Consider the following 12188-nt stretch of genomic DNA (forward strand, 5'->3'; position numbering starts at 1 on the left):
GGATGGGGTACCCTGGCATTGCGCCAAAGCCTAGCAATTGTGTGTCCAATTGAGTCGTCACTGTATCTGTGTGCAGTGTAGGAAACATCCTAAGATTGGGGCTGAAATTCTTAGAGATCTTCCCTCATGAGTGACCATCGTCCCTGGGCCCGCGAAGCCATTCGCATCATTGAAGCGGACTTCCAGCGCAGCGCTGACACGCACTTGATACCTCTGCCGCTGCCGGGCTTTCCGGGTATCGAGTTGTACTTCAAGGACGAGTCCAGCCATCCCACCGGGAGCCTGAAGCATCGCCTGGCCCGCTCGCTGTTTCTGTATGCGCTGTGCAATGGCTGGCTGAAGCCCGGAGCACCGGTGATCGAAGCATCCAGCGGTTCGACGGCGATTTCGGAAGCCTACTTTGCGCGCCTGCTCGGCCTGCCGTTTATTGCGGTGATGCCTGCCACCACCTCCCAGGAAAAGATCGCCCAGATCGCTTTCTATGGTGGCAAGAGCCATCTGGTACAGGATCCGACGCAGATCTATGCCGAGTCCGAACGCCTGGCGAAGGAAAGTGGTGGTCACTTCATGGACCAGTTCACCTACGCCGAGCGCGCGACCGATTGGCGGGCAAACAACAACATCGCCGAGTCGATCTTCCAGCAGCTGCGCTTTGAGCGACATCCGGAACCGAGCTGGCTGATTTCCAGCCCCGGCACTGGCGGTACCACTGCGACCCTAGGGCGCTACGTGCGCTATCGCCAGCATTGCACCCGCGTATTGTGTGCCGATGCCGAGCGCTCGGTGTTTTTTGACTACTACCTCAGCGGTGACGCCAGCCTGCGCCTGGACTGCGGCTCGCGGATCGAAGGGATTGGTCGCCCACGGGTCGAGGCGTCGTTCCTGCCCAAGGTGATTGATGCGATGGTCAAGGTGCCGGACGCACTGTCGTTGGCGGCCATGCATTACCTGGCCGAGCGTTTGGGGCGGCGGGTCGGGGGTTCCAGCGGGACCAACCTGATTGGCGCATTGGTGGCGGCGCAGCAGATGAAGGCGGCAGGGGAGTCAGGTTCGATCGTGGCGATCTTGTGTGATGGGGGCGAGCGCTATGCCACCACCTATTACGACCAGGCGTGGCTGCTGGGGCAGGGATATGAATTGGATGGCTTGCTTACGGCCGTTGCGGCCAGTGTGGAGCGGGGCGAGCTGTTGCCGGCCAACATCCTGCGCGCAAATATCTGATCCGACGCAAAGCCTGATGTGGGAGGGGGTAGGTCCCACCGGCGTGAAATAACTTATTGATTATTAAGGATTAAATATTTCCTTTGATGACCGGTTTTTTGTGGTGATCGGGATTGTTGTGGGGCGCGGGTTTGTTGTGGGGGCTGGCTTGGTGTGGGGGGGCTGGCTTGTTGTGGCGAGCGGGCTTGCCCCGCGTTGGGCTGCGAAGCGGCCCCAATAAGGCCGCCGCGTTTATCCAGGCATATTAAATCGCCTGGTTTCGGGGCCGCTTCGCGCCCCAACGCGGGGCAAGCCCGCTCGCCACAACAAGCCAGCCCCCCCACAACAAACCCGCTCGCCACAACAAGCGAGCCCGCCACAACAAGCCCCTTGCCACAGGGGCCAGTTTGCTAGATGTCGTGGGTGCGGTGTTCTCAGGCTTCGATGCCGAGCATATCCCGCGCCAACGCCTCGGCAATCCGAATCCCATCAACCCCTGCCGACAGAATCCCGCCCGCATAGCCAGCGCCTTCACCGGCCGGGAACAGGCCTTTGACGTTCAAGCTCTGCATCGATTCGTTACGGGTAATCCGCAGCGGCGATGAGGTGCGGGTCTCGATGCCGGTCAGGACTGCGTCGTGCAGCGAATAGCCCTTGATCTGCTTTTCAAAGGCTGGCAACGCTTCGCGGATCGCTTCGATGGCGAAGTCCGGCAAGGCCAGGGCCAGGTCGCCCAGGCGCACGCCTGGCTTGTAGGAGGGTTCCACACTGCCAAGCGTGGTGGACGGCTTGCCAGCGATGAAATCACCCACCAGTTGTGCCGGTGCCTCGTAGTTGCTGCCGCCCAGGATGTAGGCGTGGGACTCCAGGCGCTCCTGCAACTCGATACCGGCCAGCGGGCCACCGGGGTAGTCCACCTCCGGCGTGATACCGACGACGATGCCGGAGTTGGCATTGCGCTCGTTACGCGAGTACTGGCTCATGCCATTGGTGACCACGCGATTCGGCTCGGAGGTGGCGGCCACCACCGTACCCCCCGGGCACATGCAGAAACTGTAGACCGAGCGGCCGTTCCTGGCGTGGTGCACCAGCTTGTAGTCGGCGGCGCCGAGTTTCGGATGCCCGGCGTATTTGCCCAGGCGTGCGGCGTCGATCAACGATTGCGGGTGTTCGATACGGAAGCCGACCGAGAACGGCTTGGCCTCCATATACACGCCCCGGTCATGCAGCATGCGGAAGGTGTCACGGGCGCTGTGGCCAAGGGCGAGAATCACATGCTTGGACAGGATCTGTTCGCCGCCATCGATGACCACCCCGTTCAACTGGCCGTCTTCGATCAGCACGTCGGTGACCCGCTGTTCGAAGCGCACCTCACCGCCAAGGGCAATGATCTGCTCACGCATGTTTTCCACGACGCCGGTCAGGCGGAAGGTGCCGATATGCGGCTTGCTGACATAGAGGATTTCTTCCGGGGCACCAGCCTTGACGAACTCGTGCAGTACCTTGCGACCGTGGAATTTCGGGTCCTTGATCTGGCTGTAGAGCTTGCCATCGGAAAAGGTCCCGGCGCCGCCTTCGCCGAACTGCACGTTGGACTCAGGGTTGAGCACGCTTTTACGCCACAGACCCCAGGTGTCCTTGGTGCGTTGGCGCACTTCCTTGCCGCGTTCGAGGATGATCGGCTTGAAGCCCATCTGCGCCAGCAACAGCCCGGCGAAGATACCGCACGGGCCGAAGCCGACGACGATAGGACGCTCGCTCAAGTCTTCCGGCGCAAGGCCCACCACCTTGTAGCTGACGTCCGGCGCCGGGTTGACGTTGCGGTCATCGGCGAACTTGAGCAGCAGGGCTGCTTCGCCCTTTACGTTCAGGTCGATGGTGTAGATGAAGCACAGCTCCGACGATTTCTTGCGGGCGTCGTAGCTGCGCTTGAACAGGGTGAAATCGAGCAGGTCATCACTGGCGATGCCCAGGCGCTGCACGATGGCGGGCCGCAGGTCTTCTTCGGGATGGTCGATGGGCAGCTTGAGTTCGGTGATTCGTAACATGACAGGATCCGGTGTGCGGCGTTTGGTGGGGCCGGCGGTTTTGCAAACCGGCGATTATAAGCCCCAACCGAGGTTTCCCGTCATGTTAAAACAGCGCAGGCGCCAATCAATCGTCGCGCGAACCGCCGAAAGCCGCGCAGCCGCGCTGCACTTGACCGTTGATCCGCAATTCGGCGGTCATGTGTTGCAGGCTGCCGCTGACGCTGTCGATACAGCGTTGCGGGGCGACCCACAGTTCGATGTGTTGGTTATTGGCTTCGGTCATCAGGTTGAAACGGCCGTCCCCCAATTGCTCTTCGACATAAGGCACCGCGAGAGGCGGCTGGCCTTCGCGCTCCAGCACCATGCCCTTGGCCGTGACGTTCATTGCCCAGGCCGGCTTATGGCCGTTTGCCCGCAGGATCATGCGCTTGAAGTCCGGGTCGTTGCAGGCCGATGTCGAGCGCTCGACGCGATACAACTGTTGCAGGTCCACCGAGCCCTGGGTGCCGCTGGCGACGCCGGAGAACTTGCCGCGCAAATCGGCAAACAGTGCGCCTTGCTGGCCGGCCAGGGAAGCGGCTTCCTGCAGGACACTGGTGCCGCCGGTGTCGTTGACGACGTAATCGCGTTGGTCGTTGCAAGGCTTGAACAGCAGTTTGCCGCCGACGGCGGTCAATTCGCCCTGCATACGGGTCAGCCCGGCGGTAGAGGGCTTGGCGGGCTCGCTTTCGAACATCTGGCAGGCGGCAAACAGGGGGAGCAAGGCAAATAAAGCAAAGGTACGGGCGGCACGCATTATCGGGTCTCCTGACAAGTGCCGCCACGTTACGCAGGCTGGCGATGCATCACAAGCCCGCGGCCCAGGTTCAGGCAATTCTTACAACGTGCCGATTCAGCCCACGATAAAGGTTTGGCCGGTCTGTAACCCTTCAACGCTTTTCGCGTAGGCCAACGCCACATCCGCGCCCGGCGCCGGTTTATAGCCACGGAAATACGGCGCGTAGCTGCCCATGGCTTCCAGCAGTACGGTCGGGCTGACGGAATTGATGCGCAGGCCCCGCGGCAACTCGATGGCTGCCGCTTTGACAAAGGCGTCGATGGCACCGTTGACCAGCGCCGCGGAGGCGCCCGTGCGGATCGGATCGCGGTTGAGAATGCCGCTGGTAAAGGTGAATGAGGCGCCATCGTTGGCGTACTCGCGGCCGATCAGCAGCAGGTTGACCTGCCCCATCAGCTTGTCGCGCAGGCCCAGTTCAAAATCGGTTTCGCTCATCTCGCCCAGCGCTGCAAAGGTGACGCTGCCTGCGGCACATACCAGGGCGTCGAACTTGCCGGTCTGTTCGAACAGCGCGCGGATCGAGGTGCTGTCGCTGATGTCCACCCGGAAGTCACCGCTGTTGCGACCGATGCTGATCACCTCGTGTCGCTGCGCCAGCTCTGCCTTGATTGCTGAGCCGACCGTGCCGCTGGCACCAATCAATAGGATTTTCATCGTGCGGTTCCTCCAGGGGGTAAGTGAAGGTTCAGTCTAGGCTGGCTTTTGAGGTGGATAAACGTGCTAATAGGCAACCTTTGGTTTTCAAATGGAAACAATCCATGAGCGAGATGGATGACCTGGCCGCCTTTGCGGTGTTGATCGAGGCCGGCAGTTTCACCGTGGCGGCGGAGCAATTGGGTTGCAGCAAGGGGCAACTGTCCAAGCGCATCAGCCAGTTGGAAGCGCAGTTTTCCGTGATATTGCTGCACCGCACCACGCGCAAGTTGAGCCTCACTGCCGCCGGCGCAGCGTTGTTGCCCCAGGCCCAGGCATTGGTGGTACAGGTGGATCGCGCCCGCCAGGCGCTGGCCCGGCTCAAGGACGATCTGTCGGGGCCTGTGCGTATGACGGTGCCGGTGTCGTTGGGCGAAACGTTCTTCGATGGCCTGTTATTGGAGTTTTCCAAGCAGTACCCACAGGTGCAGATTGAGCTGGAACTCAACAATAGCTACCGGGATTTGGCGCGGGACGGTTTTGACCTGGGCGTGCGCTCGGGGGCGATCGAACATGAGCGCCTGGTGGCCAAGCCGCTGCTGGCCTGGCATGAGATGACCTGCGCGAGCCCGGCCTACCTGGAGCAGCACGGCGAACCCCTGACCCCGGCGGACCTGGCCGCGCACAGCTGTTTGCTCAACAGTCACTACAGTGGCCGTGAAGAGTGGTTGTACCACCAGCAGCACGAATTGCTGCGGGTCCGCGTGAGCGGCACCTTCGCCTCCAACCATTACAACCTGTTGAAAAAGGCCGCACTGGTGGGGGCCGGTATCGCCCGCCTGCCGTCCTATGTATTACCCGCGGAACTGGCTGACGGCCGATTGCGCTGGCTCCTGCGCGATTATCAGACACGCAGCCTGCCGATGTACCTGGTCCACCCCTACCAAGGTGGCCTGCCACGCCGAACCCAGGTCTTGGCCGACTACCTGGTGGACTGGTTCAAGCGCAGTGGCGAGGCCCTGGATCGCCTCTAGCGATAGCGACGGGCGACCAGGTGATCGATGGACAGTCTGCCTGGCCCTTTGGCGACCAACAGTAGCAGCAGCGCGAGCCAGGTGCCGTGGGTGGGGTAGGCGTCGGGGTAGACGAACAGTTGGATGGTCAGGGTCATGCCGATCAGGGCCAGGGCCGAGAAGCGTGTGGCGAACCCGACCAGGATCAGCACCGGGAAGAAGTGCTCGGCAAATGCCGCCAGATGCGCCGCCACTTCCGGCGACAACAGGGGCAGTGCGTATTCGGTGCGAAACAGCGGCAATGTCGAGGCTGCCAGTTTCGGTGCACCGAATTGAAAAGTGCCGCTGACCAGGTCAATGGCAAAGCCTTCGACCTTGGTTTGCCCCGACTTCCAGAACACCGCTGCTATGGAGAAACGCGCGATAAAGGCGATCAGGCTGTAGGGGATTTGTTCGAACAGATGGACGGCCTGTTTGATCAGGCGCGCAGCGCTGGTGTTCATGGCGATACCTTGTGTTCTATGTGCAGGTGAGTGATGGCCTGGTGGCTGATCAGCAGCGACAGGCATTGGTGCAGGTCGAATTCGGCCGAGGCATCGAGGGCCTCTGCCACGGCCCTTTGCAGCCCTGTGCCGTGCTGCAGGCTGTTGATAAATGCCACCGAGCCGCTGTCGATGGCGAAGACCTTGACCTCCAGCCCTTGGCGCAGGACCAGGGCGCTTTGGGCATGCCAGGGGTTCAAGGAGGCGATGGCGCCCTCGGCCTGGTGCGCCGCCCATACCGCCACGACGGCGTAGGGGGAGGTCAACGTGGAGACGGACGGGTGCAGTTGCAGGCGTAACTGCCCCAGGTCTGTTCGTCCCTGCAGTTGCCCGATAACTGCCTGTGAGTCCAACGGTTCGGTGTCTGCCGCGTGATAAGCGCGAACCCGCAGGCGTTCCAGTCGCGCGATATCCGCCAGGTAAGGCACGCTCGCCGCAGGTTCGAAACCCTCGATAAAACTGGCCAGTGTGCCGCCATATTCGCTGATCAGCGGACTGTCGGGAGGGCATGCCTGGACGTAGAGGCCCGCCATGGCACGGAAAAAAGCATCGCCCACCAGTTGCGCCGTCACCGGATACGCGGTGGCCAATGCCTGGATCAATGAGCTGTGGACGTTGTTGCGATACACCGCGAAACGGCTGCCCGGGTCGGCGCCGTTGCTGCTGAACAGGCCGTCAGGGCAGGCAGGCTCAGGTGCCAGCAGGGCGGTGGTGAATGCATCGTGGAGGCTCATGGGGTCACCTGCGACAGATGCCATTGGGCCTGTTGCGCTTCAGCCATCAGCCTGTTGAAGGCCGGTACCTGGTGGTCCCGCTCGATCAACGTGGCGACCGGGCCGGTGCGTGCCAGTACCTGTTTGTACAACTGCCAAACGGCGTTATCGATGGGAGCGCCGTGATCATCGATCAGCAGTCGGTCACCCAGGCTGTCGGTGTCTTCGGCAAAACCGGCCAGGTGAATCTCGCCGACCGCCTGCAAGGGCAGGGCGTCGATATAGGCTTGCGGGTCACGTTGATGGTTGATGCACGACACGTAGGCGTTGTTGACGTCGAGCAGCAGGCCGCAACCGGTGCGGCGGATGATTTCGCTGATGAAGTCCGTCTCGTCCAGGGTTGAGCGCTGGAACTGCAGGTAGGTCGACGGATTCTCCAGCAACATCGGGCGCTTGAGCGCACTTTGCACGTGGTCCACGTGTTCGCACACCCGGTTCAAGGTCGCGACGTCGTAGGCCAGGGGCAGCAGGTCATTGAGAAACACCGGGCCGTGGCTGGACCAGGCCAGGTGTTCGGAGAACGAGTGGGGTTGATAGCGTTCGATCAGTTTGGCCAACCGCGCCAGGTGTTCGCGGTTGAGTGGGCCTTCGCCGCCAATGGACAGGCCCACGCCATGCAGCGACAACGGGTAACGCTCGCGGATCAGGCCCAGGTAGTGATGAAAAGGACCGCCGGCCACCATGTAGTTTTCGGCGTGTACTTCAAAGAAACCGATATCGGGAGAGGTCTCGAGCACTTCGATGAAATGCTCGTTTTTCAGCCCCAGCCCGACCCGCGGCGGAAGGCCGGGCACCTGAGCCAGTGAGACCGTTTGCAAGGATGAAAGCGTCATCATCAGTACTCAGGCTGGGCGGGGATCAGGACTTGGCGGTGAAGGCGGCTTCCTGGCCGAAACCGGTCGGCGAGGTGGAGCTGGGGGTTTGGGTGCAGGTACCGGCGGGGACCAGTTTCCAGGCGTTGGCCTGGTCCTTGGTTTTTGAAGTGCCGGCGCAGGAAGTACCGGCGCCGGCGGCGCAATCGTTCTTGCCGGCTTCGGCGACGCCGAAGCATTTCTGCATGTCGTCGGCAGCGTGGGCGGTGGTGGTCAGGGCAGACAGGCTCAAGGCCGAGCCCAGGGCGAGGGCGAGGGCGAGGGTAGCGGCGGACAGTTTGGTCGTCATGGTGGATCTCCAGCAGTAGGTTGAGGAGCGGGCTTGAATGCCTGCTTGCACCACTAGAGGCGGGAGGACGATGTTCGTTACAAGGCCAGACGAAATAATTTCAAACACTGCAAAAAAATGTGGGAGGGGCGGTGCGACGATTCGACTTGCTCCCGATGGCGGCACATCAGTCACATTCTCTGTGCCTGACACACTGCTATCGGGAGCAAGCCCCTCCCACATTGCAACCGGGTGTTAACCGCCCAGGTACGCCTCGCGAACCTTTGGATCGGTCAGCAACTGTTCACCCGTGCCTTGCATCACCACCCGACCGTTTTCCAGCACATAGGCGCGGTCAGCGATTTTCAGCGCCTGGTTGGCGTTCTGTTCTACCAGGAACACCGTCACTCCGTCCTTGCGCAGCTGTTCGATGATGTCGAAGATCTGCTGGATGATGATCGGGGCCAGGCCGAGGGAGGGCTCGTCGAGCAGCAACAGCTTGGGTTTGCTCATCAGCGCCCGGCCGATGGCAAGCATTTGCTGCTCGCCGCCGGACATGGTGCCGCCACGCTGGCTGAAACGCTCCTTGAGCCGGGGGAACAGGTGCAGCACCTTGTCCATCTGCTCCTGGTAGTCGCCCTTGTCGGTAAAGAACCCGCCCATGGCCAGGTTTTCCTCCACGGTCAGGCGCGAAAACACCCGTCGGCCTTCCGGCACCACGGCAATGCTCTTGCGCATGATGTGTGACGACTGCTGGCCCACCAGTTCCTCACCCATGTAGCGGATGCTGCCGCTATGGGCCTGGGGCGAACCGCACAGGGTCATCAGCAAGGTCGACTTGCCAGCACCGTTGGCGCCGATCAGCGTCACGATCTCACCCTGTCGCACTTCCACGTTGACGCTGTGCAGGGCCTGGATCTTGCCGTAGAAAGTGGAAACGTTTTCGAATTGCAGCATTTTACGCTTCCCCCAGATAGGCTTTGATCACTTCAGGATTGTCGCGGATCTGCTCCGGCGTCCCGTCGGCCAGGGGCGTGCCCTGGTTGATCACCACGATATGGTCGGAAATGCTCATGACCAGTTTCATGTCGTGTTCGATCAACAGCACCGTGGCGTTGTTTTCCTCACGCAACACGCTGATCAGCGCCTTGAGGTCTTCGGTTTCCTTGGGGTTCAGGCCAGCGGCCGGTTCGTCGAGCATGAGGATCCGCGGGCGGGTCATCATGCAGCGGGCGATTTCCAGGCGACGTTGCTGACCATAGGCCAGGGTGCCGGCAGGCCGGTTGGCGAACTCGGTGAGGTTGACCTTGTCCAGCCAGTACTCGGCGTACTCCATGGCCTCGCGCTCGCTCTTGCGGAACGCCGGGGTCTTGAACAGGCCTGCGAAGAAGTTGGTGTTCAGGTGACGGTGCTGGGCGATCAACAGGTTCTCGACCGCCGTCATGTCCTTGAACAACCGCACGTTCTGGAACGTGCGCACCACACCCTTGCGGGCAATTTCGTGACCGGCCAGGCCCTGGATCGGCTGGCCGTCCAGCAGGATGCTGCCACCACTGGGCTTGTAGAAGCCGGTGAGGCAGTTGAACACCGTGGTCTTGCCGGCACCGTTGGGGCCGATCAACGCCACGACCTGTTTCTCTTTCACGGTCAGGGCGACGCCATTGACCGCCAGCAAGCCGCCGAAGCGCATGCTCAAGTTTTCGACTTTCAGGATCTCGCGGCTCATTTGCGCAGCTCCATGTGTGGACGTTGCATGGGCAGCAGACCCTGAGGGCGCCAGATCATCATCAGCACCATCAAGGCGCCGAACATCAACATGCGGTATTCGCTGAACTCACGCATCATTTCCGGCAGCAGGATCATCACGATCGCGGCCAGGATCACGCCCAACTGCGAGCCCATGCCACCCAATACCACGATGGCGAGGATGATCGCCGACTCGATAAAGGTGAATGACTCCGGGGTCACCAGGCCTTGGCGAGCGGCGAAGAAACTGCCGGCGAAACCGGCGAATGCAGCGCCCAGGGTGAACGCGGAGAGCTTGATGATAGTTGGGTTCAGGCCCAGGGCGCGGCAGGCGATTTCATCTTCGCGCAGGGCTTCCCAGGCGCGGCCGATCGGCATGCGCAGCAGGCGGTTGATCACGAACAGCGCAGCCAGGGCCAGCAACAGGGCAACCAGGTACAGGAATACCACCTTGCTCACCGGGTTGTAGTCGATCCCGAAGTACTCATGGAAGGTCTGCATGCCTTCGGCGGCGGTACGGTCGAACGACAACCCGAAGAACGTTGGCTTGGGGATGCTGCTGATACCGTTGGGGCCACCGGTGATGTCGGTGAGGTTACGCAGGAACAGACGGATGATTTCCCCGAAACCCAGGGTCACGATCGCCAGGTAGTCACCGCGCAGGCGCAACACCGGGAAACCCAGCAGGAAGCCGAACGTCGCGGCCGCCATGCCGGCCAGGGGCAGGCAGATCCAGAAGCTCCAGCCCAGGTAGTGCGACAGCAGCGCGTAGGTGTAGGCACCCACGGCATAGAAGCCCACATAACCCAGGTCGAGCAGGCCGGCGAGCCCCACCACGATATTCAGGCCCAGGCCCAGCAACACGTAGATCAGGATCAGCGTGGCGATGTCGACCGCACCGCGTGAACCGAAGAACGGCCAGATCAACGCGGCCACGATCAGGCCGATGATGATGTAGCGCTGGGTGCGCGGCAGGGTGAGGAACTGGCTGACCTTGGGCGAAACCAACGGGCCACGGTTGCCTTTGAACAGGGCACCGACCTGCTGGGTAAACAGCACGCGCAGGAACATCAGCACCGAGCACAGGGCGATGATGGTCAGGGTCACGGGGCCAGTGCCATGCACTTCCAGGTTGATGCCGACAATGCTCAGCTTGAGGCCGAGTACCGGAAAGGCAACCGCCCATACCAACAAGGCGCTGAAAAACGCCGATTTAAGATATCTGCTCATACTTTCTCAACCTCCGGACGGCCCAGGATGCCGGTCGGACGGAACAACAGCACCAGAACCAACAGGCCGAACGCCACGACGTCCTTGTACTGGTCGCCGAAGATATCGGCGCCAAACGCTTCGGCCACACCCAGCACCAGGCCACCGAGCATCGCGCCCGGGATACTGCCGATGCCGCCCAGGACCGCCGCGGTGAAGGCCTTGAGGCCCACCAGGAAACCGGCGTTGGGGTTGATCACGCCGTACTGCATGCTCAGCAACACGGCCGCGACAGCTGCCAGCGCGGCACCGATCACGAAGGTCAGGGCAATGATGTTGTTGGTGTTGATGCCCAGCAGGTTGGCCATCTTGATGTCTTCGGCACAGGCCCGGCAGGCGCGCCCCAGACGGGAGCGAGAGATGAACAGGGTCAGGCCCAGCATGGCCACCAGGGTGACCACGAAGACCAGGATCTGCATGTAGGAAATCAGGACTTCTTCCGCGCCACCCGGGCCGAAGGAGAAGCTCCCAGGGATCAGGTTGGGGATGGATTTATCCTTGGAGTCCTGGGACAGCAATACGGTGTTTTGCAGGAAAATCGACATGCCGATGGCGGAAATCAACGGGATCAAACGGTTGCTGCCCCGCAAGGGACGGTAGGCGACCCGCTCGATACTGTAGCCATAGGCACTGGTTACGACGATCGACGCAAGGAATGCAGCGGTCATCAACAGCGGCAGTGAGTGGATACCCATCATGGCCAGCCCGGCAAGGGCGATGAAGGCCACGTAGGAGCCAATCATGTATACCTCGCCATGGGCGAAGTTGATCATTCCAATGATGCCGTAAACCATTGTGTAGCCAATGGCTATCAAGGCATAGGTGCTGCCAATGGTCAGGCCATTAACCAGCTGTTGGAAAAAATGATAGATCTCAGGCATTACAACGCTCCTAAAAACCCGATACGCATTTCACTGGTGGAGTCATGTTCCGGCCCTGTGCTGTGTTCTGTGAGCACATTTGCACAAAGCGTTTGCCAGCGAACCGCTGGTGACGGTTTTAAG

Annotated in this window: 13 protein-coding genes; 2 read left to right on the forward strand and 11 right to left on the reverse strand. The window is 61.3% G+C overall.

Annotated elements, in window-relative coordinates; translation table 11 throughout:
• The first annotated feature begins 126 nt into the window (after positions 1-126).
• Entirely contained in the window at positions 127-1221 is a 1095-nt protein-coding gene (locus P2T68_RS08185) for a PLP-dependent cysteine synthase family protein (protein WP_168232360.1), read from the forward strand.
• Between the two features lie 413 nt (positions 1222-1634).
• Here P2T68_RS08185 and P2T68_RS08190 read toward each other — a convergent pair whose 3' ends face one another.
• The 3 genes from P2T68_RS08190 to P2T68_RS08200 all read right to left on the reverse strand — a co-directional run bounded on the left by P2T68_RS08190 (position 1635) and on the right by P2T68_RS08200 (position 4722).
• A complete protein-coding gene (locus tag P2T68_RS08190) occupies positions 1635-3248 on the reverse strand; it encodes an NAD(P)/FAD-dependent oxidoreductase (RefSeq protein WP_277379227.1) in 1614 nt (537 codons plus the stop codon).
• A 106-nt stretch (positions 3249-3354) separates the two neighbouring features.
• Positions 3355-4026, reverse strand: coding sequence for a membrane protein (locus P2T68_RS08195; RefSeq protein ID WP_024073880.1), 672 nt, complete (start codon positions 4024-4026; stop codon positions 3355-3357).
• Positions 4027-4122: 96 nt separating this feature from the next.
• On the reverse strand, positions 4123-4722 hold the full coding sequence (locus tag P2T68_RS08200; RefSeq protein ID WP_024073881.1) for a short chain dehydrogenase: 600 nt from the start codon (positions 4720-4722) through the stop codon (positions 4123-4125).
• A gap of 104 nt (positions 4723-4826) precedes the next feature.
• Here P2T68_RS08200 and P2T68_RS08205 point away from each other — a divergent pair, with 104 nt between their 5' ends.
• Complete coding sequence (locus P2T68_RS08205; protein ID WP_277379228.1) at positions 4827-5735, forward strand: LysR family transcriptional regulator; 909 nt, start codon at positions 4827-4829, stop codon at positions 5733-5735.
• Here the strand turns inward: P2T68_RS08205 and P2T68_RS08210 are convergent.
• From P2T68_RS08210 to livH, 8 genes are all read right to left on the reverse strand, one after another.
• Positions 5732-6217, reverse strand: coding sequence for a DoxX family protein (locus P2T68_RS08210; protein ID WP_069075405.1), 486 nt, complete (start codon positions 6215-6217; stop codon positions 5732-5734). The genes P2T68_RS08205 and P2T68_RS08210 overlap by 4 nt on opposite strands.
• Positions 6214-6990 (reverse strand): DNA-binding domain-containing protein, encoded by a 777-nt coding sequence (locus tag P2T68_RS08215; protein WP_150292866.1) that lies wholly within the window; start codon positions 6988-6990, stop codon positions 6214-6216. The genes P2T68_RS08210 and P2T68_RS08215 overlap by 4 nt, the downstream gene beginning before the upstream one ends.
• A complete protein-coding gene (locus tag P2T68_RS08220) occupies positions 6987-7865 on the reverse strand; it encodes a DUF692 domain-containing protein (protein WP_277379229.1) in 879 nt (292 codons plus the stop codon). Before P2T68_RS08220 ends, P2T68_RS08215 begins: the two co-directional genes overlap by 4 nt.
• A 22-nt stretch (positions 7866-7887) precedes the next feature.
• On the reverse strand, positions 7888-8190 hold the full coding sequence (locus P2T68_RS08225; protein ID WP_277379230.1) for a DUF2282 domain-containing protein: 303 nt from the start codon (positions 8188-8190) through the stop codon (positions 7888-7890).
• Positions 8191-8424: 234 nt separating this feature from the next.
• Entirely contained in the window at positions 8425-9126 is a 702-nt protein-coding gene (locus P2T68_RS35165; RefSeq protein ID WP_017844798.1) for an ABC transporter ATP-binding protein, read from the reverse strand.
• Position 9127: 1 nt separating this feature from the next.
• Positions 9128-9895, reverse strand: coding sequence for a high-affinity branched-chain amino acid ABC transporter ATP-binding protein LivG (livG, locus tag P2T68_RS08240; protein ID WP_016975067.1), 768 nt, complete (start codon positions 9893-9895; stop codon positions 9128-9130).
• Entirely contained in the window at positions 9892-11145 is a 1254-nt protein-coding gene (locus P2T68_RS08245) for a high-affinity branched-chain amino acid ABC transporter permease LivM (RefSeq protein WP_024073887.1), read from the reverse strand. Before P2T68_RS08245 ends, livG begins: the two co-directional genes overlap by 4 nt.
• Positions 11142-12065 carry a high-affinity branched-chain amino acid ABC transporter permease LivH gene (gene livH / locus P2T68_RS08250; RefSeq protein ID WP_003172375.1) on the reverse strand — a complete coding sequence of 308 codons (924 nt, stop codon included), beginning with the start codon at positions 12063-12065 and terminating at the stop codon, positions 11142-11144. The genes P2T68_RS08245 and livH overlap by 4 nt, the downstream gene beginning before the upstream one ends.
• Positions 12066-12188 lie beyond the last annotated feature (123 nt).

Source organism: Pseudomonas sp. G11, from assembly GCF_029457515.1.
In the GTDB taxonomy this organism is placed as follows: domain Bacteria; phylum Pseudomonadota; class Gammaproteobacteria; order Pseudomonadales; family Pseudomonadaceae; genus Aquipseudomonas; species Aquipseudomonas gorinensis.